At 74.3% G+C, this 23,279-nt stretch carries 25 protein-coding genes, 3 tRNA genes and 5 pseudogenes; 10 read left to right on the top strand and 23 right to left on the bottom strand.

The window, feature by feature from the left end:
- Positions 1-18: 18 nt before the first annotated feature.
- From QQK22_RS18830 to QQK22_RS11375, 3 genes are read left to right on the top strand one after another with little or no spacing between them, the layout of a single operon-like run.
- Positions 19-696 carry an ABC transporter permease gene (locus tag QQK22_RS18830; RefSeq protein ID WP_348525644.1) on the top strand — a complete coding sequence of 226 codons (678 nt, stop codon included), beginning with the start codon at positions 19-21 and terminating at the stop codon, positions 694-696.
- A complete protein-coding gene (locus tag QQK22_RS11380) occupies positions 642-2,639 on the top strand; it encodes an ABC transporter permease (protein ID WP_348525643.1) in 1,998 nt (665 codons plus the stop codon). Before QQK22_RS18830 ends, QQK22_RS11380 begins: the two co-directional genes overlap by 55 nt.
- Before the next feature lie 35 nt (positions 2,640-2,674).
- Positions 2,675-3,502, top strand: coding sequence for an aldo/keto reductase (locus QQK22_RS11375; protein ID WP_284251055.1), 828 nt, complete (start codon positions 2,675-2,677; stop codon positions 3,500-3,502).
- Between the two features lie 61 nt (positions 3,503-3,563).
- On the opposite strand, the gene QQK22_RS11370 is transcribed toward QQK22_RS11375, so the two are convergent.
- From QQK22_RS11370 to QQK22_RS11285, 18 genes and pseudogenes are all read right to left on the bottom strand, one after another.
- Positions 3,564-4,175, bottom strand: a complete 612-nt coding sequence (locus QQK22_RS11370; protein ID WP_284251054.1) for an MBL fold metallo-hydrolase — start codon at positions 4,173-4,175, stop codon at positions 3,564-3,566.
- On the bottom strand, positions 4,172-5,272 hold the full coding sequence (locus QQK22_RS11365; protein ID WP_284251053.1) for an S-(hydroxymethyl)mycothiol dehydrogenase: 1,101 nt from the start codon (positions 5,270-5,272) through the stop codon (positions 4,172-4,174). Before QQK22_RS11365 ends, QQK22_RS11370 begins: the two co-directional genes overlap by 4 nt.
- An 87-nt stretch (positions 5,273-5,359) precedes the next feature.
- Positions 5,360-6,025 carry a hypothetical protein gene (locus QQK22_RS11360; protein WP_284251052.1) on the bottom strand — a complete coding sequence of 222 codons (666 nt, stop codon included), beginning with the start codon at positions 6,023-6,025 and terminating at the stop codon, positions 5,360-5,362.
- Positions 6,026-6,104: 79 nt separating this feature from the next.
- Positions 6,105-6,452 carry a hypothetical protein gene (locus QQK22_RS11355; RefSeq protein WP_284251051.1) on the bottom strand — a complete coding sequence of 116 codons (348 nt, stop codon included), beginning with the start codon at positions 6,450-6,452 and terminating at the stop codon, positions 6,105-6,107.
- A gap of 107 nt (positions 6,453-6,559) precedes the next feature.
- Positions 6,560-6,990: pseudogene (locus QQK22_RS11350) on the bottom strand (DUF305 domain-containing protein).
- A gap of 349 nt (positions 6,991-7,339) precedes the next feature.
- Positions 7,340-7,765, bottom strand: coding sequence for a DUF6153 family protein (locus QQK22_RS11345; RefSeq protein ID WP_284251050.1), 426 nt, complete (start codon positions 7,763-7,765; stop codon positions 7,340-7,342).
- A 103-nt stretch (positions 7,766-7,868) separates the two neighbouring features.
- Positions 7,869-8,587: pseudogene (locus QQK22_RS11340) on the bottom strand (polyprenol monophosphomannose synthase).
- Positions 8,588-8,736: 149 nt separating this feature from the next.
- Positions 8,737-9,159: a sortase domain-containing protein gene (locus QQK22_RS11335; RefSeq protein WP_284252701.1), complete on the bottom strand. Its 423-nt coding sequence runs from the start codon at positions 9,157-9,159 to the stop codon at positions 8,737-8,739.
- Positions 9,160-9,497: 338 nt separating this feature from the next.
- Positions 9,498-10,448 carry a glycosyl hydrolase family 8 gene (locus QQK22_RS11330; RefSeq protein ID WP_284251049.1) on the bottom strand — a complete coding sequence of 317 codons (951 nt, stop codon included), beginning with the start codon at positions 10,446-10,448 and terminating at the stop codon, positions 9,498-9,500.
- Positions 10,445-11,314, bottom strand: a complete 870-nt coding sequence (locus QQK22_RS11325) for a DUF4397 domain-containing protein (RefSeq protein WP_284251048.1) — start codon at positions 11,312-11,314, stop codon at positions 10,445-10,447. Before QQK22_RS11325 ends, QQK22_RS11330 begins: the two co-directional genes overlap by 4 nt.
- A 92-nt stretch (positions 11,315-11,406) precedes the next feature.
- Positions 11,407-11,691 carry a hypothetical protein gene (locus QQK22_RS11320; protein ID WP_284251046.1) on the bottom strand — a complete coding sequence of 95 codons (285 nt, stop codon included), beginning with the start codon at positions 11,689-11,691 and terminating at the stop codon, positions 11,407-11,409.
- Positions 11,688-12,923, bottom strand: coding sequence for a hypothetical protein (locus QQK22_RS11315; RefSeq protein WP_284251044.1), 1,236 nt, complete (start codon positions 12,921-12,923; stop codon positions 11,688-11,690). The genes QQK22_RS11320 and QQK22_RS11315 overlap by 4 nt, the downstream gene beginning before the upstream one ends.
- Positions 12,845-13,231: a hypothetical protein gene (locus QQK22_RS11310; RefSeq protein WP_284251043.1), complete on the bottom strand. Its 387-nt coding sequence runs from the start codon at positions 13,229-13,231 to the stop codon at positions 12,845-12,847. Before QQK22_RS11310 ends, QQK22_RS11315 begins: the two co-directional genes overlap by 79 nt.
- 201 nt (positions 13,232-13,432) lie before the next feature.
- Entirely contained in the window at positions 13,433-13,978 is a 546-nt protein-coding gene (locus QQK22_RS11305; protein ID WP_284251041.1) for a hypothetical protein, read from the bottom strand.
- Positions 13,972-14,982, bottom strand: coding sequence for a glycosyltransferase family 2 protein (locus QQK22_RS11300; RefSeq protein ID WP_284251040.1), 1,011 nt, complete (start codon positions 14,980-14,982; stop codon positions 13,972-13,974). The genes QQK22_RS11305 and QQK22_RS11300 overlap by 7 nt, the downstream gene beginning before the upstream one ends.
- Before the next feature lie 80 nt (positions 14,983-15,062).
- A complete protein-coding gene (locus QQK22_RS11295; protein WP_284251039.1) occupies positions 15,063-15,554 on the bottom strand; it encodes a GtrA family protein in 492 nt (163 codons plus the stop codon).
- Between the two features lie 153 nt (positions 15,555-15,707).
- Positions 15,708-16,976, bottom strand: coding sequence for a family 8 glycosyl hydrolase (locus tag QQK22_RS11290; protein ID WP_284251036.1), 1,269 nt, complete (start codon positions 16,974-16,976; stop codon positions 15,708-15,710).
- Positions 16,977-17,038: 62 nt separating this feature from the next.
- Entirely contained in the window at positions 17,039-17,578 is a 540-nt protein-coding gene (locus tag QQK22_RS11285; protein ID WP_284251035.1) for a hypothetical protein, read from the bottom strand.
- 137 nt (positions 17,579-17,715) lie between these two features.
- On the opposite strand from QQK22_RS11285, the gene QQK22_RS11280 reads away from it, so the two are divergent.
- Positions 17,716-18,558, top strand: coding sequence for a hypothetical protein (locus tag QQK22_RS11280; RefSeq protein WP_284251034.1), 843 nt, complete (start codon positions 17,716-17,718; stop codon positions 18,556-18,558).
- 13 nt (positions 18,559-18,571) lie between these two features.
- Here the strand turns inward: QQK22_RS11280 and QQK22_RS11275 are convergent, their stop codons facing one another.
- The gene (locus QQK22_RS11275; RefSeq protein ID WP_284251033.1) at positions 18,572-19,069 is read right to left on the bottom strand and encodes a YajQ family cyclic di-GMP-binding protein; all 498 of its coding nucleotides are present in this window, start codon (positions 19,067-19,069) and stop codon (positions 18,572-18,574) included.
- 142 nt (positions 19,070-19,211) lie between these two features.
- Here QQK22_RS11275 and QQK22_RS11270 point away from each other — a divergent pair, with 142 nt between their 5' ends.
- Positions 19,212-19,433 carry a hypothetical protein gene (locus QQK22_RS11270; protein ID WP_284251032.1) on the top strand — a complete coding sequence of 74 codons (222 nt, stop codon included), beginning with the start codon at positions 19,212-19,214 and terminating at the stop codon, positions 19,431-19,433.
- A gap of 80 nt (positions 19,434-19,513) precedes the next feature.
- Here QQK22_RS11270 and QQK22_RS11265 read toward each other — a convergent pair.
- Positions 19,514-19,595 (bottom strand) — tRNA-Tyr (locus QQK22_RS11265).
- Positions 19,596-19,723: 128 nt separating this feature from the next.
- Positions 19,724-20,596: an EamA family transporter RarD gene (gene rarD / locus QQK22_RS11260; protein WP_284251031.1), complete on the bottom strand. Its 873-nt coding sequence runs from the start codon at positions 20,594-20,596 to the stop codon at positions 19,724-19,726.
- Positions 20,597-20,735: 139 nt separating this feature from the next.
- Here rarD and QQK22_RS11255 point away from each other — a divergent pair.
- From QQK22_RS11255 to QQK22_RS11235, 5 genes and pseudogenes are all read left to right on the top strand, one after another.
- Positions 20,736-20,808, top strand: a tRNA-Thr gene (locus QQK22_RS11255).
- Positions 20,809-20,851: 43 nt separating this feature from the next.
- Positions 20,852-20,925: transfer RNA gene (locus QQK22_RS11250), tRNA-Met, on the top strand.
- A 124-nt stretch (positions 20,926-21,049) separates the two neighbouring features.
- Complete coding sequence (rpmG, locus tag QQK22_RS11245; protein WP_284251029.1) at positions 21,050-21,220, top strand: 50S ribosomal protein L33; 171 nt, start codon at positions 21,050-21,052, stop codon at positions 21,218-21,220.
- Between the two features lie 3 nt (positions 21,221-21,223).
- Positions 21,224-21,607, top strand: a pseudogene (locus QQK22_RS11240) (FAS1-like dehydratase domain-containing protein); the annotation flags it as partial.
- A 67-nt stretch (positions 21,608-21,674) separates the two neighbouring features.
- Complete coding sequence (locus tag QQK22_RS11235) at positions 21,675-22,130, top strand: MaoC/PaaZ C-terminal domain-containing protein (protein ID WP_284251028.1); 456 nt, start codon at positions 21,675-21,677, stop codon at positions 22,128-22,130.
- Positions 22,131-22,280: 150 nt separating this feature from the next.
- Here the strand turns inward: QQK22_RS11235 and QQK22_RS18825 are convergent.
- Together QQK22_RS18825 and QQK22_RS18820 are read right to left on the bottom strand one after the other, a co-directional pair.
- A pseudogene (locus QQK22_RS18825) lies at positions 22,281-23,138 on the bottom strand (substrate-binding domain-containing protein); the annotation flags it as partial.
- Positions 23,135-23,224: pseudogene (locus QQK22_RS18820) on the bottom strand (hypothetical protein); the annotation flags it as partial. The pseudogenes QQK22_RS18825 and QQK22_RS18820, both read right to left, overlap by 4 nt.
- Positions 23,225-23,279 lie beyond the last annotated feature (55 nt).

Genomic DNA, 23,279 nt, shown 5'->3' with positions numbered 1-23,279 from the left:
CGCTGAGAGCGGAGCCTGATGCTCCGGGTGGCGCTGCGCGGCATCCGCGCCCACCTCGTCCGCTTCGTCCTCTCGCTCCTCGCGGTCGCCCTCGGCGTCGCGTTCGTGGCGGGGACCTTCGCGCTGCGCTCGATGATGGCGAGCACGTTCGACGGCATCGTCGAGGCCAGCACACCGGCGGACGCGTACGTCCGCGGCGCGGGCGACGGCGCCGACGGAGGCGGCGCCGACGACTCCGACGGCGCTCCAGCCGCACCACCGGGCGCCGGCGGCCCGTTCGGCGCCACGCGCGCGAGCGTCCCGGTCGCCCTGACCGACACCATCGCCGCCGCCGACGGCGTCACGGCCGTGATCCCGCAGGTCCAGGGGTCCGTGGTCCTCGTGGGCGCGGACGGCACCGCCGTCGCCACCGGCCAGGCCCCGAGCATCGCGCTCGTCTACTCGCCCGACGACCCCTCCCTCACGCTCGTGGCGGGCGAGGCGCCCGTGGGCGAGAACCAGATCGCGCTGGAGGCCGGGGCGCTGGCCGCCTCGGGGCTCGCGATCGGGGAGCGCACCACCGTGGTCCTCGGCGGCGAGATCCGCGAGGTGACGGTGACCGGCGAGGTCGGCTACGACGCGACGTTCGCCGGGGGACGCTCGTGCTGCTGCCGCAGGACGTCGCGCTCGCCACGTTCGCGCCCGACGGGCTCGTGAGCCAGCTCGCCGTGTACGGCGACGGCGGCGACGGCGAGGATCAGGACGCGCTGGTCGCGAGCGTGGACGCCGCGCTCACCTCGGGCGGGACGGACGTGGCGACCGGCGCCGTCGAGGTCGTCACCGGCGCGCAGGTGATCGAGGAGAATACCGACGCGATCGGCACGGTGCTCGGTTTCATCACGGCGTTCCTGCTCGTGTTCGCCGCCATCGCGCTGTTCGTGGGCGCGTTCATCATCTCCAACACGTTCGCGATGTCGGTGCGGCAGCGGATGCGCGAGTTCGCGCTGCTGCGCGCCGTCGGCGCCTCGCCCGCGCAGGTCTTCACCTCGATCCTCGTGCAGGCCGCGGTGGTGGGCGTCGTGGGGTCGGCGCTCGGCGTCGCCGGCGGTCTCGGCCTGGTCGAGGTGCTGCGGGCCGCGCTCGCAGGAATGGGGATGGAGCTCGCGGGCGACCTGCCGCTGGACGCCGCGAGCGTCGGCGTCTCGATCGCCGTCGGCACCCTGGTGAGCGTCGTGGCCGCGGCCGTCCCCGCCCGGCGGGCCGCGCTCGTGCCGCCCGTCGAGGCGATGCGCGACGACGTCGCGAGCCCGGAAGGGTCCCTGCGCCGCCGCCTCGTGGTCGGCCTGGCGCTGACGGCCGTGGCGGGGGCGGCGCTCGCGCTCGCCCTCCTGCGCCCGGACGCGCCCCGCGCGGCGACCTTGCTCGGCGTCGGGGCCGGCGCCGCCGTGCTGGCGATGCTCGCGCTGGCGCCGGTGATCGGCAGCGCCGTCGTGCGCGCGCTCGCGTGGCCGTTCGTGCGCGCGCTGCCGCCGATGGGCCGTCTGGCGCGCGGGAACGTCGTGCGCAACCCGCGCCGCACCGCCAGCACCGCGGGCGCGCTGATGATCGGGATGGCGCTCGTGGGTGCCGCGACCGTCATCGCCGCGACGACGCAGGCCTCGGTCGCCGACGTCGTGGAGCAGGAGGTCGACGCCGACCTCGTGCTGCGCTCGGCCGCCGTCGGCATCCCCGCCGGCGCCGTGGCCGACGTCCAGGCGCTGGAGGACGTCGCGGCGGCTGACGCGTTCGCGTTCGCGCTCCTGCCGGTCGCCGGGCCGGCCGGCGACGGCGGCCCCGGCGCCACCGCCGTCGTCGTCGGCGCCACCCCGGGCACCTTCGGGCGCACGATGGACGTCGAGCTGGTCGACGGCGACCTCGGCCGCCTGGACGCGGGCCTCGCGGCTGTCAACGAGACGGTCGCCGGCGACGACTGGCAGGTCGGGGACACCCTGACGGTCACGTCCTCGACCGGGACGCACGAGCTGGAGGTCGGCGCCGTCGTGTCCTCGCAGGGGATCGGCGGCAGCGTGGTGGTGAACTCGGACGTGCTCGACACCTACGAGCCGCCCCAGGCGCAGATCATCGACACCGTCTTCGTGGACGGGAGCGGCGGCGACGTCGCGGCGCTGCGCGAGGAAGTCGCCTCCGCCGTCGCGCCCTACGTGGTGGTGTCGGTGATGACGAGCGAGGAGTACGTCTCCGACCTCGCCGACCAGATCGACCAGATCCTCGTCATCCTCTACGCGCTGCTCGGGCTGTCGATCGTCATCGCGGTGCTGGGGATCGTGAACACGCTCGCCCTGTCCGTCATCGAGCGCACGCGCGAGATCGGGCTGCTGCGCGCCGTCGGCCTCGGCCGGCTCCAGCTGGCCACGACCGTGACGATCGAGTCGGTCCTGACGGCGGTCTTCGGCACCGCGATCGGTCTCGCCGTGGGCGTCGGCCTCGCCTCGACGCTGCCGACGCTGTTCGCCGACCAGGGCCTGTCGCGGCTCGCTATCCCCTGGGGCTCGCTGCTCGCGATGCTGGCGCTCGCCGTCGTGGTCGGGGTGCTGGCCGCCCTGTGGCCGGGCGTGCGCGCTGCGAGGCTGAAGGTGCTGGACGCCGTCTCCTACGAATAGGGCCCGCGGGGGCCGGGCGTGACTAGCCTGGACGCATGACGCACACGCTCAGCGACGGCACCGTCCTGCCCGACGTCGGGTTCGGCACCTACCCCCTCAAGGGCGAGGACGGCGTGGCCGCCGTCGTCTCCGCCCTCGAGGTCGGCTACCGCTACCTCGACACGGCCGTGAACTACGAGAACGAGACCGAGGTCGGGCAGGCGCTGCAGCGCTCCGGCCTCCCGCGCGAGGACGTGCTCCTCGCGACCAAGATCCCCGGTCGCTTCCACGAGCAGGGCCTCGCGCTGCAGTCCCTGCGCGACTCCGCCGCCCGCCTGGGCGTGGAGCGGATCGACGTCGGCCTCATCCACTGGCCCAACCCGAGCCGCGAGAAGTACGTGCAGGCGTGGCGCGCGCTGGTGCAGGCGCAGGCCGAGGGGCTGGTGACGCACATCGGCGTCAGCAACTTCACCGCCGCCCACCTGGACCGCATCATCGACGAGACCGGCGTGACCCCGGCGCTGAACCAGATCGAGCTGCACCCGCGGTTCGCGCAGGCGGAGATGCGTGCGGCGAACGCCGAGCGCGGCATCCTCACGCAGGCGTGGAGCCCGCTCGGCAAGCGCGAGGCACCCTTCGACGAGAGCGCGGTGCGCGCCGCGGCCGAGCGGCTGGAGGTGACCCCGGCCCAGGTGCTGCTGCGCTGGCACCTGCAGGTCGGCAGCATGCCGCTGCCGAAGTCGGCGACGCCGGAGCGCCAGCTCAGCAACCTCGACGTCTCCACCTTCGAGCTGACGGCGGCGGAGGTCGAGGCGATCTCGGCGCTCTCGCGCCCCGACGGCCGGCTGTTCGACGGCGACCCGGACACGCACGAGGAGATGTAGCCGACGACGGGCGAGCCCGGCCGGTCCGCCCGTCGTCCGCGCCGCCGCCGTCGGACGCTGCTCAGCGACCGAGCGCGTCGGCCTCCGCGCCGATCGTGGTGGAGTCCCCGTGGCCCGTGTGGACGATCGTGTCGTCCGGCAGCCCGAAGAGCACGCGGCGGATGGAGGCGACGATGAGGTCGGCGTCGGAGAAGGACCTGCCCGTGGCCCCGGGCCCGCCCCGGAACAGCGTGTCACCCGTGAGGACGACGCCGAGGTCGGGCACGTGCAGCGACACGGCACCGGGTGCGTGGCCGGGCGTGTGCAGGACCCGCACGACCGATCCGCCCACGGTGAGCTCCTGACCGTCGGCGAGCTCACCGTCGGGCAGCCGGTCGGGGTGCGTGAGCTCCCAGACGGGGGCGTCGGCGGGGTGCAGCAGGATCGGGGCGCCGGTCGCCTCGGCGAGCGCCGGGGCCACGCGGACGTGGTCGTCGTGCGCGTGGGTGCAGACGATGGCGCGCACGCGCCGTCCGGCCACGACCTGCAGGATCGCCTCGACCGAGTGCGGGGCGTCGACGACGACGCACTCCGCGTCGTCCCCGACCACCCAGATGTTGTTCTCGACGTCGAACGTCTGACCGTCGAGCGAGAACGTTCCCGCGGCGGTGCCGTGGTCGATGCGGGCGGTCACAGCACGACCACGCTTCGCAGCACGTCGCCGTCGTGCATCTTCGCGAACGCCGCCTCGACGTCGCCGATCCCGATCTTCTCGGTGACGAACGCCTCCAGCGGCAGCCGGCCCTGGAGGAACAGGTCGATGAGCATCGGGAAGTCGCGCGAGGGCAGGCAGTCGCCGTACCACGAGGACTTCAGCGCGCCACCGCGGCCGAACACGTCCAGGAGCGGGATCTCCGGGACGGTCATCTCCGGCGTCGGGACGCCGACCAGCACGACCACGCCCGCGAGGTCGCGCGCGTAGAACGCCTGCTTCCACGTCTCGGGTCGCCCGACGGCGTCGATCACCACGTCCGCCCCGTCGCCCCCGGTGAGGGCGCGGATGGCCTCGACGACGTCGCCGTCCCCGCCGTTCACCGTGTGCGTGGCGCCGAGCCCGCGTGCCGTGGCGAGCTTCCGCTCGTCGAGGTCGACGGCGATGATCGTGGCCGCGCCCGCGAGGCGTGCCCCGGCGATCGCCGCCGCGCCGACGCCGCCGCAGCCGATGACGGCCACGGAGTCGCCGCGGCCGACCTCGCCGGTGTTGATGGCGGCGCCGATCCCGGCCATCACCCCGCAGCCCAGCAGCCCGGCCACCTCGGGGGCCGCTGCCGGGTCGACCTTCGTGCACTGACCGGCGGCGACGAGCGTGAACTCGGTGAACGCCCCGATGCCGAGGGCGGGGGAGAGGTCGGTGCCCGCGCCCTCGCCGTCGGCGATCGTCATCTTCTGCGTCGCGTTGTGCGTGTCGAAGCAGTACCAGGGGCGCCCGCGGCGGCACGCGCGGCAGTCGCCGCACACGGCCCGCCAGTTGAGGACCACGTAGTCGCCGGGGGCGACGTCGGTCACGCCCTCGCCGACCTCCTCCACGACGCCGGCGGCCTCGTGGCCGAGCAGGTAGGGGAACTCCTCGCCGATGCCGCCGAGCTTGTAGTGCAGGTCGGTGTGGCAGACGCCGGAGGCCTGGACCCGGACGACTGCCTCACCCGGTCCGGGGTCCGGGACGGTGATCGTGACGAGCTCGACGGGCGCGTCCTTCGCGCGGGCGATGACGGCCTGGGAGGTGCGGGGCACGGGAGGATCCCTTCGGGTCGGCGGTGACGCGGCGTCGCGCCCTCGGGCCCCTCCACCCTAGCGACGGGCGCGAGCGCGACCACTCCGTCACTCCTGCTCGTCGAACCCGCCGCCGTCCAGGAGCCAGTGGTACCGCAGGCGGAGCGCGCGCTCGGTGCTGGCCAGCGCGGCCGCCACGACGAGGCCGGTGTTGAACCACCCCGGGAGGTCGATCGGCGAGGTGAACTCGCCGACGCGCTCGGCGACCGGCGGGATCGACGTGATCGTCTCGGCGAGCTGGGGCAGGCCCAGCACGAGCGCGACCAGCAGGATCACGACCGAGCCGGCGCCGATCGCGGTGCTCAGCCCCGGGCTGCGCCGCTGCAGCCGCGCCCGGCGCCCCTCGGCCGAGGCGGCGTCCGGCGTGAGCTGGCGCGCGAGGCCGGTCGTCGCGTCGACGTAGTGGCAGCGGCGCAGGCCGAACGAGCTCAGCACGACCTCGATGTCCCCGCCGGGGACGGGGAAGCGCGCCGGGGTCCTCGAGGTCGCGTGGTGGCGGCCGTCGCGGAAGAGGTCGGCGCGCATCTCGCCGTTCCTGTCGCCCCACAGCCGCACGTCCACCGACCAGCGGTGCGTGCTCCCGTCGTCCTCGCGCAGGTCGAGGTGGAGGAGCGAGCGCGAGAACGGCTGCCACCAGCGGTAGCGCTGGAGCGCGTGCCCGTCCCCGGGCTTCACCCGGGCCCGCGTGCGACGGCGCTTCCAGTCGGAGAACATCGCTCCAACCTAGCGAGGTGGGTGCGTCGGGGCGGGGCGGCGGGATCCCGTCGCGCGGGACTGGGGAGGAGAGCGTCCGTCAGGCGAGGATCTGCGGGTCCCGGCCGTGCCTGGCCCGGTACGCCGTCACGAGCTCGCTCTCGGTCACGGTGCCGCCCGCCTGCAGACGCCGGAGGAACGGCACCAGCCAGGCGCCGTCGGCACGGGAGATGTGCGCGAGCCGGCGGACCTGGAGCGCCTCGTCGACGCTGAACTCACCACCGGCGGACCCGTGACCGACCCCCTCACCGAGGCCGACGGTCCATCGACCCGCAGCGTCGTGGACGAGGTCGACGTGGGCGGGCCAGGCCGGGCGGTCGGTGGATCCCGACGACGCGCCGGTGGAGGCGAGCCGCAGGACGCGGCGGCGCGAGCGGGTGCCGGTCATAACGTCATCCTCCCCCGTGGACGGGACCCGCCGTGCCCGGGGATGGTCGGGCCGTCGGGCGGTGCGGAGTGCGGGGTGCGGCGACGGCCGCACCCCGCACGCGTGGATCAGCTGCGGGCGGGGTCGAGCGTCGCCAGGAGGTCGTTCATCGTCGTGATCTCCTCCTCCTGCGCCGTGATGATCTCCTGCGCGAGGGCGATCGCGTCGGCGTCGCGTCCGCCGTCGACCTCGTCCTGGGCCATGGCGACGGCGCCCTCGTGGTGCGCGATCATCCCCTCGAGGAAGAGCCGGTCGGCGTCCGCGCCGGTGGCGTCCGCCAGCGCGCCCAGCTCCTCCTCGCTCAGCATGCCGCTGTCGGCGCCCATCCCGCCGTGATCCATGCCGCCGTGGTCCATCCCGCCGTCGGCGGGCTCGGCCCCCAGTCGGCGAGCCAGGCGGACATGGTCTCGATCTCGGGGGCCTGGGCGTCCTTGATCTGCTGCGCGAGGTCGGAGACCTCGGGCATCACGCTCGGGTCGGCCAGCACGATGTCGGACATCTCCACGGCCTGCTCGTGGTGCGGGATCATCATCTGCGCGAACATCACGTCGGCATCGTTGTGATCGCCGGCCCGGTCCTCGGTCGGGGTGGCCGTGGAGGACCGGTCGTCCCCGTGGTCCATCCCCTCCATCCCACCGGGGTCCCCGTCGCCGCTGCACGCGGTCAGGGTGAGGGATCCCAGGAGGGCGGCGGCCGCGATCCTACGGGTGGTGCGGGTCGTGCGGGTGGTGCTGGTCATGGGGTGCTGCCTCTCGTGTCACTGCTGTCGGACGAGAACGACGGGCGCGCGGGCGCCCGTGCCCCGGGCACGGCGCCGGCGTCGGCCGGCGGGCTCGGGACCGGGGGTCTCAGGTCCGACTGATCGAGAGTGCGTTGAGGCAGGGCGGTGGCAGGGCCGCGACCGGTGGCGCCGGGAGGAGGACCGTCCAGGTCGTGAGCTCGTGCGGTGCGGGTGTCAGATCGTCCGGCGCGAGCACCGGGGGTGCCCCGCCCGCCTTGACGGGGGTGAGGGTGCAGGTGCCCGCCGTGTCGTGGTCGCAGCCCGGGCACGTCGCGCAGGGCTGGCTGTGCGACCCGTGTCCCGTGCCGGGAGCGAGGTCGTCGAGCGGTCCGTTCCCGGGGTGGGGGTGCGCACCGTCCATGCCCGCGGGGTGGTCGTGCGCCTGGACGGCGAGGCTCCCGTGCCCGGTGTGGTCGGCCGCAGCAGCGGCGCGAGCACCGACCACCGCGTGCATGCCGAGCAGCCCCAGCACGGCGAGCAGCGCCGCGACCACCAGGAGGGGCGCGGCGCCGCCGGGAGGAGCCGGGCACGCACGTGCATCGGACCATCGTGCCCGGGAATCCTGGGAGCGGCGCCCCGGGCGCCCCGGGCCCGGCTCAGGACCGGGCGTCCCCGTTGCGCACGAGACCGGCGTCGCCACGCCGTCGGGCTATCCGGGCGAGGCGGGACAGGCGGCGCTCGAGCCCCCACCAGGTCAGCCGGACGAGCGACTCGCGCACGATGCCTCCGGTCATCTTGCTCACGCCGTTGACACGCTCGGTGAACGTGATCGGCACCTCGACCACCTCGAGGCCGGCCTCGAGCGCACGGTGGGCGAGCTCGATCTGGAATACATACCCCTGCGACGCGATGGTCGGCAGGTCGAGGCGCTCCATCGCGTGGCGGCGGTAGGCGCGGAACCCCCGGTCGCGTCGCGCAGCGGCATCTCGAGAGCGAGGCGCGCCACGAACGAGCCACCGCGCGAGAGGATCCGGCGGTGCAGCGGCCAGTTCTCGACCCCGCCGCCCGGCACCCACCGCGAGCCGAGCACGACGTCGGCGTCCGCGAGCGCCGCGAGGAGCCGCGGCACGTCCTCGGGGTGGTGGGACAGGTCGGCGTCCATCTCCATGACGGCGTCGTAGTCGCGCGCGAGCGCCCACGCGAACCCGGCGAGGTAGGCGGCGCCGAGTCCGGCCTTCTCGGTGCGGTGCAGCACGTGCACCCAGTCGGTGGCGTCGGCGCGCTCCTGCGCCAGCGTGCCGGTGCCGTCGGGCGAGCCGTCGTCGACCACGAGGACGTGGGCCTGCGGCGCCGCGGCGTGCAGCCGCTCGAGCATCACCGGCAGGTTCTCGATCTCGTCGTAGGTTGGCACGACCACGAGGGGGCGCTGGATCGGTGATCGGGGGTGGGCATCTCGGGCTCCGTCGGGGGTGTCTGGCAGTCGGTGGTCGGGTCGGGTGGTGCGGGGGCCGCCTCAGCAGCGTCTCAGGTCACGAGCGTCGCGAACACGACGAGGTTCTCCACGTAGCGTCGCTGGTCGCGGTCGAAGCCGTGGCAGGTGATGAGGCGCAGCTGCGCGTCGGGCACGGGGCCGTAGACGACGTCGGTCGGGAACTGCGCCTGCGGGACGACCTGGGTGTGGCTGACCCGGAAGGTCGCGGTGGTCCCGTCGGACAGGTCCACGAGCACCTCCGACCCCGGGGTCAGCTGGTCCAGGTCGCGGAAGATCGCGCCGGCCACGCCCGAGTCGACGTGACCGGCGATGATCGAGGGGCCGACCTGGCCGGGGACGGTCCCCTCGGAGTACCAGCCGGCCACCTCGGGCACGGCCGGGTCCTGCAGCACGCGCTCGGAGTTGCGCACCAGGTTCTCGAGGCCGGAGGTGACCCCGATCTCCGGGATGCGCACCTGGGTCGGGACCACCTCGGCGGCCGGGATCGGCTGGGGGCCGGTGGCCGCGCCGTCGACCCGGGGCTGCAGCGTGAGCGTGCCGGGGATGGACGACGCGCCGGGCACGGAGCCGTCGGCCGACGTCGACGCCGCCTCGCCCGCGTCGGCCGCGTCGTCGGTGACCAGCGGGCAGCCACCCAGCAGGTCCGTCTCGAGCGACAGCCGGCCCAGGGCCGCCCACGCCGAGCCGAAGTACGTCGGGCTCTCCTCGAGCACGGCGTCGGCCGCCCGCAGGTCGGCACGCGCGCCCGGCAGGTCGCCGTCGAGCGCCCGGACCGCGGCGCGCGAGACGTAGGTCAGCGGGTGGGAGTCCTCCGTGCGGGGCGCGCCGCCGAGGTCCAGCTCGGCGGCCAGGGTGTCGGACTGCTCGAGCAGGCCGATCGTCGGGGTGACGGCGTCGCGGTCCTCGACGTCGCACGACTCCGCGAAGCGCACCAGGGTGCGGGCGGCGTCGTAGCCGAAGACGACGTCGCGCCCGTCGGGGCCGGGCATCGGCTCGACCCGGCCGTCGCCCCCGTGGACCTGCGCCCAGTTCGGCGGGAGCGTGCCCCCTCCGTGAGTGCCCGGGTCACGGCGCGGTTGCCGGCGTCGAGCTCGGCCCAGCGCGGGTCGCCGTCCAGCTCGGCGAGCAGGCGCGTGGCCACCGGGGTGGGGTAGCTGGGGTTGATCTGGTACGGGTCCACATCCGCCCACGGTCCTGCGAGCAGGACGAGCCCGAGGGCGGTCGGCGCGGTCTCGAGGTCGAGGACGGCCGCTCCCAGGTCCTGGGCGTCGGTGGCGTAGCCGGGCTCGTCGAACCGCTCGGCCGCCAGGGCGAGGGCGCGGGCCGCGTCGAGGTCGGCGTCGGCGGCCGGCTGGTCGTCGGTCACCTCGCCGTCGTCCCACTGCCACGACAGCAGGCCGTCGGGGCGCTGGAGGTTCTCCTGCGTCCACTCCCAGATCGAGGCGAAGCGCTCGGCGTCGTCCACCCCGACCGCGACGAGCATCCCGTAGGCCTGCGCCTCGCTGACCGTGTCATCGCCCTGGTCGCGCCGCACGACCCGACCGTCGGGGTCGACGTAGTCGTCCAGGAAGGCCTCGCCGGCCTGCTGGGGCGTGCGCGCCTGGGTGTCGGGCGCAGAGGCGTCCTGCGTCCCGGTCTCGGGCGACGGCGTCGGGCCCTCCTGCGGGGAGCACGCCCCGAGCGTCAGGACGAGACCGGCCGTGGCGGCCGCGGCGACGAGGACGCGCCCCGAGCGGGCCGTCATGCGGCCTCCGCGCGGCGACGCACGGCGAGCCGGCCCAGCAGGGCCGCGCCGAGCGCGCCGGCGACGACGGCGAGCACGACGCCGGTGCGGCGGTCCGCCTCGAGCACGAGCCCGCCCTCGCCCGTCGCGACACCACCGACGGGCGCCTGGGCCGTCCCTGCGGCGTCCTGGAGGGCGGTGAGCGAGATCTGGTCGCCGTTGTCGAGCACGACGAGGGTGTTCACGCTGCCGCCCGGGAGGTCCACCTGGACGGTGCCGCTCTGGGTGCCGTCGACGTCCAGGGTCCAGCGACCCGCGTCGACCTGCGCGTAGTCGGTGGCGGTGCCGAACGCGGCGTCGCGCGCGATCGGCGCACCCGTGTCGGTGGTGACGTCGACCTCGGGCGAGGACACGGACGCCTGGATGAGCCGGACGCGCGCCTGCCCGTCCGGGGCCGGGGTGAGGTCGTCGGCGATGACGCGGCCGGAGAGGTCGGCGTTCAGGCCGACGGCCGCGACGGTGGCCGCGCCGCCGGGCACGACGTCGAAGCTCTGCGTGATCGCCGGGGCGGTGCCCTCGGGGGCGCCGGCGGGGATCATCGCGACCGTGTAGGTGCCCGCGGCGAGGCGGGTGTAGCCGGAGACCTCGCCGTACGTGACGTCCTCGAACGTCAGGTCGGTGGTTCCGGCCACGGAGGTGAGGCGGGCGTCGACGGCGGGGGTGTCGGGCGAGAAGTGCCCGAGGCGGACCCAGCCGTCGCTGTCGGAGGGTGCCGGCGCGGCCGGTGCGGCGGCGGCCGGGACGGCCGCCCCGATCATGACGAGGCCGGCGGCGGCGGCCGTCGCGGCGAGGGTGCGGGTGCGGCGGGCGGTGGTGGTCGTGGTCATCGGAGCTCCGTCTGTCGTCTCGGGCACGTGGCTGGTGGTGTCGGGGGAGTGGTCGGGCGGGTGGTGGGGTCGAGGGTCGCGGACGCGCCCGGTCACGGCGCGGCCAGCGGGTAGGTGACGAGCACGCCGTCGGGGGTGACCTCCGCGCTCAGCGGCTGGAACGAGGGGTTCTGCTGCTCGAAGAACGTCACGACGTCCGCGGCGTCGGCCTCGCTCAGCGGCTCGCCGTCGCGCTCGGTCACCAGGGCCGAGCGCAGCACGAGGTCCTCCTCGCCGTCGATCGTGGGCAGCTCCACGGTCACGGGGGCGGTCGACCCCAGCTGGGCCAGCACGAGCGCGAGCCGGTCGTCCAGCCGACCCTCGGTCACGGCCGTCACGGCCCCGGGGGCGAGTCGGCCGACGTCGGTGCCACGCCGTCGAACGTGACGTTCGGGTTGACGGCGAGCTGCGCGCCGAGGTTGGCACGCTGGCTGGCAGCGGCGCCGTCGGAAGCGTCGGCCGCCGCGATCCCGCCGGAGCGGACACGGCGGATCTCGACGGCGCGGTCGCCCTCGCCGAACGTGGCCACGACGGTCGAGTTGTCGATCGCCTCCCGCACCCGCGGGAAGCTCGAGGGGAACGTGCGCATCGAGTCGGTCGTGACGACGTAGTCGTGGTCCAGCCACCCGTTCGGCGACTGGGCGATGACCTCCATGTCGGTATCGGCCTTGTAGTACCAGACGACGTTCTCGCGCGGGAACCCCGCCTCGACGAGGTCGACCCACATGACGTCGTCCACGAGGAGGCGGTAGTCGGTCGGGACGTTCGTCTCGATCCAGTCCTGCGCCTGGGTGAACGGTGCGTTGAAGTCGGGGATCAGCTGGCCGCGCAGCTGACTGGTCCACTGCGGGACCGCCAGGACGACACCGGTCAGGGCCAGCGCCGCCGTCGGCAGCAGGATCGCGCCGCGGCGCACCGCCTCGCTGCGCGAGCGGCGCACCGTGCGCACGCCCGCCCACACCACGACCGGCACGAGCAGCGCCATCAGCGGGAGCATCCCGATCATGTGCGGCACGGGCACGTAGCCGCCGGGGCGCACGATCATCACGACCAGGAGCAGCAGGGCCGCGGCGTACGGGCGGGTGCGGCGCAGGAACAGCCCCACGAGCATCGCGACGGCGCTGGCGACCAGCAGCACCGGGTCGAGGTCGACCCACACGTCGGTCGTCGCGCGCACCAGGCTGTCGGGGTCGGTGAGCGATCCGCTGGCGTCGCGGTCCAGGAGCTGGAAGGCGATGCCGTCCCAGAGGCTCACGCGGTCGGCGCCGGGCGTCAGTTCACCCTTGAGCAGGGCGAACAGGATGTAGCCGATGCCGATGAGGCTGAGGACGGCGCCCGCGGCGGTCAGCGTGTACCGGCGGGTCGAGGGTGCCGCACCCCGGATCATCACCCAGGCGACGAACGGCACCATGAGGAGGAACGTCTCCTTGGTCAGCACCGCGACGCCGGCGGCCGCCGCGGCTCCCAGGAAGGCGGCGAGCTGGCGGTGCTTCACCGTGGCCAGCACGAACGCCAGCAGGATCCACGGCACCGCGATGTTGTCCAGGTAGACCGTGCGGTGGAACTGCACCGCGAGCGGGCTGACCGTGAACAGCAGGACGGCCGCGGCGGCGACGACGCGGGGGCGCCGATCCGCCGCACGAGCACCCACAGCAGCAGGGTCGAGGCGGCGAGGGCGACCATCATCGTCTCGCGGCCGGCCATCACAGCGGAGGGGTAGCGGTCGAACGCGTTCGTCAGGCTCGTCCACCCCGCCATCTGCAGCCAGCCGAGCGGCGGGTGGTCGTACCAGTAGGTGTAGTGGGTCAGCTCACCGAGGCGCTCGACGGCGTAGGCCTGGGCGCTGTAGGTGCCCTCGTCGTCGATGAACTGCGGCACGCGGAAGAGCCCGATGCCGTTGACGAGGCCCGCGACCGTGAGCAGCGGGCCGAGCCAGAGGGCGTCGAGCAGCCGGCTGCGCCAGCGGCCGCCGCCCCGCGGGGTCTCGTCGGTGTGCGCACCCTCGGGGGTGAGCCGAGGTCGAGCTCGGTGGTGGTGGGCTCGTCGGTGGGGTGCTCGCGCTCGATCACGAGGGCCATGTCAGGTCCTGTCCGCAGCGGTGGAGGTGGTCTGGTCGGCGGGCTCGCCCGGCCCGGCGGTGGCGCCGGCGCCCGCGAGCGACAGCGCGGGGGCGGGGCGGGAGGTCTCGACCTCGATGCCCGTGACGGTGGTCTCGGGCTCGACGCGGTCGATGTGGGCGCCCGAGTGCTCGGTCTTCTCCCAGCCCCGCTCGCCGCGGACCTCGCGGGCGACGGCGCGCACCGCGGCCATGGCGAGGAAGACCTGGTACGGGAAGGTGCCCAGCACGAGGCGCAGGTAGTCGCGCACGCGGATCTTCTTGTCGTACACGCGCCCGAACTCGCCGAGTCCGGCCACCTCGATGCAGACGATCACGATGGTCGGCACGATCGGGAGGAACGAGATGAGCGCGACGGGTGTGGGCACCTTGGCGAACAGGATGAGCGCGATCGAGATCGGGATCAGCAGACCCGTGCCGGCCTGGAGGAACGGCATCGAGAGCATGTAACGGGCCATGAGGCGCTGGCCGCGCCCGGGCAGCTTGCGCCACTCGCCCTTCTTCAGCACCTGGAGGAATCCCTGGCTCCAACGGGTGCGCTGCTTGTAGAGGACTTCAGCGTGCCCGGCGTCTCCTCGCGGGTGACGACGTCGGGGTCGTAGGCGACGACGACGCGGGCCCCCTGGCTGGACAGGCGCACCCCGATCTCGCAGTCCTCGGCGAGGCACTCGGCGTCCCAGCCGCCGGCGTCGCGCACCTGCTGCGTGCGCAGGAAGACCGTGTTGCCGCCGAGCGGGATGAAGCGCTGCTCGGCGTGGAAGTGCAGCCGCGACCGGAACCAGAAGTAGTACTCGAGCACGTTGCGCAGCGACCACCACGAGGTCTCGATATTCATCAGCTGCACGCCGCCCTGGACGACGTCGGCGCCGGTGGTGGCGAACCGCTCGTCCACGAGGCGCAGGAGGTCGGGGTGGACCTCGTCCTCGGCGTCGAAGACGCCCACGATCTCCCCGCGCGCCGTCTGCAGCGCCAGGTTCAAGGCCTTCGGCTTGTTCTTCGGGACCGAGTCGTCCACGAGGACGCGCACGCGCTCGGGGAAGCGCTCCTCGACCGAGCGGGCCACGGCCTCCGTGCCCGGGTCGTCGTGACCGACGATCGCGATGATCTCGACGTCGGGGTGGCTCTGCTCCACGAGCCGTTCGAGCGTGTGGGCGAGCACCTCCTCCTCGTGCCGGGCGGGGACCATCAGCGTGAAGGAGTGGGTCGTGGTCCGCTGCCGCGCGGTGGCGGTGCGGAAGCCCGTGGCCGTGAGAGCCGCGCTGCTGCGCCAGGCGTGCAGCATCCACCACAGGGTGGTGAGGGCGATCGCCGTGAGGGCGAGCGCGACGAGGATCAGGACTCCGTAGCCCACCAGGGCGAGGGGCGACGTGCGGTCCCAGAACCCGGCGAGATCGGTGGCGACCCCGACGTCGGCGGGCCCGCGGTTGGGGCCGACGGGGACGGGCGTGGGGATCGGAGCGGGGTCGATCGGTGTGAGGACGGGCGCATCGCCCTGGGCGAGGATCGCGAACACCTGGGTTCCTTCCGGGCCGCGGACGGCGGCGGGGCCGGGGTGGGTCGAGGGAAAGGGCGAGGATCAGCGGGTCGACAGCGTCAACCGCGGCCGGGGTGCGGCGGCCGCGCCGGCCCCGCCTCCCGCGGCTCGGAGTTGAACACGAACCGCCGGTAGACGACGTAGCGGAAGAGCGTGCCGAGCACGAGGCCGACCCCGTTGCCCGCGATGTTGTCCGCGAGCTGCGAGGTGAAGCCGAGGACGTAGTGCGACACGACGAGGCACGCGGCGGCGATCAGGAGACCGAGGAGGTTGGCGACGACGAACGCGATCAGCTCGCCCGGCGCAGAGGCGCGGCGGCGGCCGGCGAAGGTCCAGTAGCGGTTGCCCAGCCAGGCGACGACCATGGCGACGGCGACCGAGATGACCTTGGCGCCGATCGGCTTGTCCTCGAGCACCGTCACGCGCAGGAGGTTGTACGTGCCGACGTCGACGACGAAGGCGAGGCCGCCGACCCCCGCGAACCGGACGATCTCGAGCAGGCGCGGCGGCAGCGTGAGGCGGCGTGGGTGGCGCGGCTCAGGTGTAGTCACGACGGGGGTTCGGGTGCCCTCGCGGGGCCGGATGGGTCATTTTCTCGATCTGACCCAAACCTCACCGAACCATGAGCGATCCGCAGTATTGCTGGCATGCGCGTGACACTGCGGTCACATTCCGATCACGAGGGCGTCATCTTCGCGCTCGCGTCACCTTGTGGCCTGCGCCACACGCCGACGGGATGCGGGGCTAGCGGTTGCTTCCCAGCGGCGGGCAGCCGCCCAGCAGGTCCGTCTGCAGCGAGAGACGTCCGAGCGCCGCCCAGGCCGAGCCGTAGTAGGTGGGGTAGCGGGCCAGCAGAGCATCGGCGCTGCGGAGGTCGGCGAGCGCGCCCTGCTCGTCCCCGCGAGCGCCCGGACGGCCGCCCGGGAGACGTGGGTGACGGGGTGCTGGTCGGTGGTGACGGCGTCGCCGTCGAGGTCGAGCTCGGCGTGCAGCACGGTGCCGGTCGGGAGCGTGATCAGGGCGGGGGCGACGACGTCGCGATCGCTCGCCGCGCACGACTCGGCGTGGCGCGTGAGCGTCCGGGCGGCGTCGTACCCGAAGCTGATCGGCCTCCCGTCGGGTCCGGGCGACGGGCTCGGGGTGCCGGCGACGTCGACCAGCGCCCAGTTGGGCGGGAGCGCGCCACCGCCGGTGAGCGCGGCGACCACCCCGCGCGACCCGGCGTCGAGCTCTGCCCAGCGCGGGTCGCCGTCGAGCTCCGCCAGCAGCTGCGTCGCGACCGGCGTCGAGTAGCTGGGGTTCACCTGGTACGGGGCGCTGGCCGCCCACGGCCCGGCGAGCAGGATGCGCCCGGCGTCGGTGACCACGGTCTGGCGGTCGAGCACGGCGCGACCCAGCGCGGTCGCCGACTCGGTCAGGGTGGGGTCGCCGAACGCCTCTCCTGCAAGGACCAGCGCGCGGGCGGCGTCGAGGTCGGCGTCGGAGGCCGGTTGCGGATCGGCGACGGCGCCGTCGGCCCAGCGCCAGGACAGGAGTCCGTCCGGCCGCTGCAGGTTCGCCCGCGCCCACCCCCACACGAGGTCGAAGGTCGCCCGGTCCTCGAGTGCGACGGCGACGAGCATGGCGTACGCCTGGCCCTCGCTGACCGTGTCGCCACCCTGGTCGCGCCGCACGACGCGGCCGTCGGGGTCGACGTAGTCGGCGAGGAAGGCGCGGCCCGCCCGCTGTGCCGCGTCGACGGCGCCACCGTCACCGCCAGACGACGCCGTGGAGGGGGACGAGGTCGAGGGACCGGAGTGGCCGGAGTCGTCGGTGGGGGAGTCGGTCGTCATCGTGGGCGCGCTCGTGCTCGTCGGCGGGGCGGCGGGATCCGGGGTCGGCGACCCGCTCGGACCGGGTGGGGTGCACGCCGTGGCGAGCAGGAGGAGCAGCGCCCCGGCCGGGAGCAGCGCGCGGCGGGCGTGGGCGATCACGAGGGGAGTGTCCCCCGATTCGCGGGTGCCACCAACTCGGCCGCGCCGCATCGCCCCCGTGGCTAGCGGAACGGCAGGTCGACGGCGCTGGTGAACCGCCGCGGAGCGGCCGGGTGTCCGACGAGCCGGGGTGCCAGGAGGGCCAGCAGGAGCGCCGCACCGTGGGTCGCCAGCAGCTCGGTCACCGGGTCGGTCATGCCGAGGACGCGCCCCTGGAGGAGGAGTCCGGCGGCCGCCGCCACGAGGCTCAGTCCCGCGAGCGCCAGCAGCGCCGGGGCGCGACCGACCGCGTCGGCGGGTCCGGCCGGGCCGCTCGTCGGTCCCTTACCCCCGGACCGCGCCCGGCGGGCGCGGACGACCGCGGTGAGCACCGTCGCCGACAGGGCGAGGGCCACGGCCAGCGCCAGGGTGCGGGCGACGAGCGCAGGGGCCGCCGGGGCCGCCCCGCGGACCACGGCGAAGAGGGCGAGATCGGTCGCGAGGACGGCGAGCGTGAGTGTGAGGAGGGCGGGAGCAGGTTCCCGCCTCGGGCGTACGACGGCGTCGGCGGCGACGCCGACGAGGGAGGCCGGGGCGCCGACCCGCGGCGTGATCGTGCTCACAAGCACGGTTCGGCGCCGCCCGCGATCCGGATGGGTGGGGAGGACCGCGGGTGCCGGGAACCCGGCCCACCGCCGTCGTGCGCCCTGTGCGACGATCCGTTCGGCCGCGGCGCACGACCTCAGCCGTGGGAGGCGGCATGTCGGGACACGGCGGCGGGTCGGACCCGTACGGCGGGTGGCGGGACGCGCCCGGGGGAGACATGTCCAGCATCCCCGCCGGGCACCAGCAGCAGGTTCCGGGCGTCCCGCCCCCGCCGGCCGTGCCGCCCGGTCGGGCCCCGCTGCCCGGCGGGCGGCGGGCGTGGTGGATCGGGGGCGTGGTCGCGGCCGTCGTCGCGATCGGCGCCGGCGGTGTGACGGCGGCGCTGCTGAACGGAGGCGACGCGCGTGAGCCGGGTGGCCCCGGCCCGTCCGGCCCACCGCCGGTGGCGAGCCCCAGCCCGAGCCCGACGTCGGACGACCCTCGGCCCGGTATCACCGTGCCCGTCCCGACACGGTCGGCGAACCCGAGTCCCACGCCGTCACCGAGCCCGACGTCGGACCCCGAGGAGCCGACGTCGGATCCGGCCGCTCCGCCGGTCGTCGACGGTCGGATCGCCGGGGACGGCTACAGCGTGGCAGTGTCCGACGGGTGGCTGCCGAGCGCCTGGGGCGAGAACAACGACGGCGAGCTGGTCAACGGCGACGCCCGGCTGTCGATCTACCGGTTCGTCCCGAACGACCCGGCCGCGACGTGCGACTCGCAGCTGCGCCAGCTCCTCATCTGGAGACCGGGCACGATCGGCGAGCTGCCGGACCGGCAGGTGGGTGGCCTCGACGCTCCCGGCGGGAGCCTGACCGTCGACGAGGGCGGGCTGGTTGAGATGCGGTGCATCTCCCACGCGGACTCCGTCTACAACGTCGCGATGGAGATGACGTCCGGCGACGGCCAGGAGCGCGCCGACATCGACGCGATGCTCGACTCCTGGCAGTGGACCTGACGGGCCGGGCGGTCTACCGGTAGTTGACGAACTGCACCGCGAAGTCGAGGTCGGCCCCCTTGAGCAGCTGCTGCACGCCCTGGAGGTCGTCGCGGCTCTTGCTCGAGACGCGCACCTCGTCGCCCGTGATCTGCGTCTTGACGCCCTTTGCGCCCTCGTCGCGGATCAGCTTGGTGATCTTCTTCGCGTTCTCCGAGCTCAGGCCCTCGCGCAGCGTGCCCGCCAGGCGGTACTCCTTGCCGGAAGGCTTGGCCTCCTTGTCCTCCCCGAAGTCGATCGACTTCAGGGAGACGCCGCGCTTGACCAGCTTGGTCTCGAAGACGTCGAGCACCGCGGTCACGCGCTCGGGGGAGTTAGCCACGATGACGATGCTCTCGCCGCTCCACTCGATCGAGGCGCCCACGCCCTTGAAGTCGTAGCGCTGCGCGATCTCCTTCGACGCCTGGTTCAGCGCGTTGTCGACCTCCTGGCGGTCAACCTTGCTCACGACGTCGAACGACGAGTCGGCCATCGGGTCCTCCTGGGGGTCGGGTCAGGCCCGGCGGGGTGCGGGCGCGGCAGCCACCCACGGTAGCGCGGCAGGAGGGGCCGGGTCGCTGCGGGTCGACCCGGCTCGAGCCCCCGCAGGCGGCGAACTTCGCTAGCGTGAAGTGATGGGGGCAGAACTGAACGCTTTCGCGCAGCGCTGGGAACGAGCGGGACGACCGTGGTGCTCGCACCCGTGGGCCAGCCGCAGCCGTGTCGACGACGTCGGGGCCCACGTCCTCACCTGCCAGATCTGCGGCATCGACTGGGGCCTCGGCGAGCCGGCGCCGCCACCCCGCGGGACGAGCGGCGGCCCCGCGTCCGAGCTCGGCGGCGAGCTGCCCGGCTGAGTCGCCAGCCCGACCGCCGACGAGCGGCCGAGCACGACGAAGGCCCGGAACCTCATCGGTTCCGGGCCTTCGCCATCGCGTGGCAGGTGAGGGATTCGAACCCCCGAAGCATGACGCGGCTGATTTACAGTCAGCTCCCTTTGGCCGCTCGGGCAACCTGCCGTGCTGTGCCCCGCAGGGCCGGACGAGCATAGCGTCCCGCCGCCCCGCCCGCGAAATCGAAGGACCTCACGCCCCGGTGGCGCCCACGACGGCGGGTGTGCGGCGCAGTCGACGCACGCCGTCGAGCGTCAGGAGCACGAGCGCGACCCACACCAGGCCGAAACCGATCCACCGCGCCGCGGGCATGGGCTCGCGCATGATGACGACCGCGACCGTGAGCTGCATGATCGGCGCGATGTACTGCAGCGAGGCCATGGTCGCCAGGGGAGCTGCCGCGCCGCCGTCGCGAACAGGAGCAGCGGGACGGCCGTGATCGGGCCGGACAGGGCCAGCAGCACCCCGAACCCGACGGGTCCGGCGCTCTCGCCCGGTCCGCCGAAGGCGCCGACCCCGGTGACGGTGAGCAGGACCACGTACCCCAGCGCGAGCGGTGCGAGCACCATCGTCTCCACCGTGAGCCCCGGCAGGGCCCCGACGTGCGGGCCGACGCGGTTCTTGATCAACCCGTAGAAGCCGAAGGACAGCGCGAGCGCGAGCGCCAACCAGGGCGCCGCGCCGTAGCCGACGGCGATCACCAGGACGGCGGCACCCGTCAGCGCGAGCGCGGCCACCTGCGAGGGGCGCAGCCGCTCGCGCAGGACCACGACGGCGAGCAGCGCCGTCACGATCGGGTTGATGAAGTAACCCAGCGCGGCGTCGGCCGTGCGCCCGGTCGAGACGGCGATCACGTAGGTGATCCAGTTGACCGCGATGAGGGCCGCCGCCGCGGCCAGGAGCCCCAGGGTGCGCCGGTCGCGCAGGATCGCACCGAGCGCCGGGAAGCCCCGGACCGCCGCCAGGATCGCCAGGCACAGGGCGAGGCTCCACAGCACGCGGTGCGCGACGACCTCGACGGCACCGGCCGGGGCCAGTGCGGAGATGTACAGGGGCATCAGCCCCCACAGCAGGTAGGCGGACGCGCCGGTGGCGGTGCCCCGGCGGGAGGGGGCGAGGGCGGGCACGGGCCGAGCGTACGCCCGCCTCCGACGGCGACGCGCGACGGCCGGCCGCTCTTTCGGCCGCCGCGCGCACCCGACCGCTCAGCCGCACCAGTCCGCCGATTTCGCACCCGGGCCCGGATGCGTGTACGCTCCAACGGCCGCCCCGATAGCTCAGTCGGCAGAGCGTCTCCATGGTAAGGAGAAGGTCAAGGGTTCGATTCCCTTTCGGGGCTCTGATGTCCGGCCCGCGCCCCGTGCGCGGGCTCCGGGCGTCGCGGCGGGATAGCTCAGACGGTTAGAGCGCACGACTCATAATCGTGAGGTCGCGGGTTCGATCCCCGCTCCCGCTACCGCAGCTCATCGCGCCGCTCCCTGACGTAGGATGGGCGATCGGCCCGTCAGCAGCTGCACTGACGCGCCCGCAGTGCGTTCCCAGCAGCAGCTCAGCAGCACAGCGACGAAAAGGACACGGCCGTGGCCAGCAAGACCTCTGACATCCGCCCGAAGATCACTCTCGCCTGCTCGGAGTGCAAGGAGCGGAACTACATCACCAAGAAGAACCGTCGGAACACCCCCGACCGTCTCGAGCTGAAGAAGTACTGCTCGCGCTGCAACTCCTCCACCTCGCACCGCGAGACCCGCTGACGCATGTCGGCAGGTGTTGACCTCTCCCGCGTGGGGAGCGTGTACACCGGAACTCCCGCCTTCGAGGTGACGCGTCGAGACGTGATCGCCTTCGCCGACGCCGTCGGCGCCACCAGCCCGGTCCACCGCGACATCGCGGAGGCCCGGGCTGCAGGCTTTCCGGACCTCCTCGCACCCGTGACGTTCCCGGTCGTGATAGCGCAGGAGGCCGAGGCCGAGTACGTCGCCGACCCGGCCTCCGGCGTCGAATTCTCGCGCGTCGTCCACGCCGACGAGTCCTTCTCCTACCGCCGCGCGGTCGTCGCGGGGGAGTCGCTGACCACCGCGGTCCACGTCGACGCGATCACCGCCCGCGGGGGCCTCACCCTCGTGACCACCCGCACCGAGATCATGTCGGAGGCGGGCGACGGCGTCGCGACCGTCGTCTCGACCCTCGCCGTGCGGGGGCCGAGCAGTGAGCGCACCGGGCGCGCTGACGGCGGCCGCCGTCGGGGACGTGCTGTTCACGCGCGAGGTCGAGGTGACCCGCGACCGCCTCGTGCGCTACGCCGGTGCGAGCCGCGACTTCAACCCGATCCACTACAACGACGCAGTCGCGGAGCAGGTCGGCCTGCCCGGCGTCATCGCCCACGGCATGCTCACCATGGGCCTGGCGGGGTCGGCGCTGACGGACTGGCTCGCCGAGAACGACGGCGCGGCCGCTGCCGGTCGCGTGGCCCGGTACGGCACCCGCTTCTCCCGGCCGATCCCGGTACCGGCGACCGGGGGTGTCACCCTGACGGTCACCGGCACGCTGGGCGCGGTGGACCAGACGGCCGACGACGGCGCCCCGTGCGTCCGCGTCGACCTGCGGGCCGAGGCCGGCGGCGTCACCGTCCTGGCCAAGGCGCAGGTGCTCGTCCGGCTCTGAACCACTGACCGGATGGACCCGGCCGCTCCGAGCGCGCCTAGCTCGTCGGAGCCGGTCCGAGCGTCGTGCCGGGCCGCGGCCAGACCTCGAGCTCGGCCGACGTCGGTTCGCCCCCGCCAGCAGCGCGACGGCGGCCTCACCGGCGAGCTGGCCCTTGCGCCGCGCCGGCTGCTCCACGGACTCCACGACGTCGGGTGCGAGCCACGGCAGGTCCACGCCGTCGAACCCCGTGACGGACAGGTCGCCGGGGACGGACAGCCCCAGCTCCCGCGCCGCGAGCAGCACCCCCGCGGCCAGCAGGTCCGAGCACGCCATGATCGCCGTCGGCCGGTCCTCGCGCGCCAGCACCGCCTTCGCCGCCGCGAACCCCTCCTCCACGAGCGAACCCGCCGTCACCCAGATCGCGACCGGGTCGATCCCGGCGTCCTGGATTCCGCTGATGCGCTGCAGGGAGAAGGGGTAGGCGTCGGCCGGGACGGCGCCGTCGCGCCACCCGGCCTCCTCGCCCGGGCCCCACGGGAGCGAGACGACGGCGACGCGCTCGTGCCCGAGGTCGCGCACCCGCCCGGCCAGCTCGGCCATGCCGGTGCGGTCGGCGATGCGCACGGAGGCGGCGCCGGACGCCACGGACTCCAGCAGCACGACGCCGATCCCGCGCTCGCTCATGACGTCCACGACGCTGCCGGCGCCGCCGTCGCGGCCGACCGGGTGCAGGACGACGGCGGCGTCCATCGCGCCCCGGCGCACGAGGTCCGCGCTCCCGCCCGTCTCACCGGCCCGGATGAGCAGCATGCCGAGGTCGTGCGCGTCGAGCGCGTCGGCCAGGCCGTCGAGCGTGCGGACGTTGACCGGGTCGCGGAAGCTCGAGGCGAGCTCGGAGGTGACGACGCCGACGACGCCGCTCGCCCCCGGCGCAGCGACCGCGCGAGCGGGTCGGGGCCGGAGAAGCCGAGCTCGCGGGCGGCGGCCAGCACGCGCTCGCGCGTGGCGGGGGAGACGGGACCCGATCCCGAGAACGTGAGGGACGCCGTCGAGGCGGAGACCCCGGCGAGGCGTGCGACGTCGGCCAGCGTGGCGCGGCGGGGACGACTCACGCGACCTCCTGGGGCGGGACTGTGGCACGCCGCGGCCGCGGGGCCGGCGGCGGTC

It is taken from the genome of Litorihabitans aurantiacus (assembly GCF_030161595.1).
Classification (GTDB): domain Bacteria; phylum Actinomycetota; class Actinomycetes; order Actinomycetales; family Beutenbergiaceae; genus Litorihabitans; species Litorihabitans aurantiacus.
The sequence above is the reverse complement of the archived record's forward strand: the minus strand, read 5'-3'. Positions and strand labels throughout refer to the sequence as shown.

Coding starts and splice junctions, on each gene's coding strand:
- QQK22_RS18830 (WP_348525644.1), top strand. CDS start 19: ATGCTCCGGGTGGCGCTGCGCGGCATCCGCGCCCACCTCGTCCGCTTC.
- QQK22_RS11375 (WP_284251055.1), top strand. CDS start 2,675: ATGACGCACACGCTCAGCGACGGCACCGTCCTGCCCGACGTCGGGTTC.
- QQK22_RS11360 (WP_284251052.1), bottom strand. CDS start 6,025: ATGTTCTCCGACTGGAAGCGCCGTCGCACGCGGGCCCGGGTGAAGCCC.
- QQK22_RS11355 (WP_284251051.1), bottom strand. CDS start 6,452: ATGACCGGCACCCGCTCGCGCCGCCGCGTCCTGCGGCTCGCCTCCACC.
- QQK22_RS11330 (WP_284251049.1), bottom strand. CDS start 10,448: ATGACGGCCCGCTCGGGGCGCGTCCTCGTCGCCGCGGCCGCCACGGCC.
- QQK22_RS11325 (WP_284251048.1), bottom strand. CDS start 11,314: ATGACCACGACCACCACCGCCCGCCGCACCCGCACCCTCGCCGCGACG.
- QQK22_RS11280 (WP_284251034.1), top strand. CDS start 17,716: ATGTCGGGACACGGCGGCGGGTCGGACCCGTACGGCGGGTGGCGGGAC.
- QQK22_RS11275 (WP_284251033.1), bottom strand. CDS start 19,069: ATGGCCGACTCGTCGTTCGACGTCGTGAGCAAGGTTGACCGCCAGGAG.
- QQK22_RS11270 (WP_284251032.1), top strand. CDS start 19,212: ATGGGGGCAGAACTGAACGCTTTCGCGCAGCGCTGGGAACGAGCGGGA.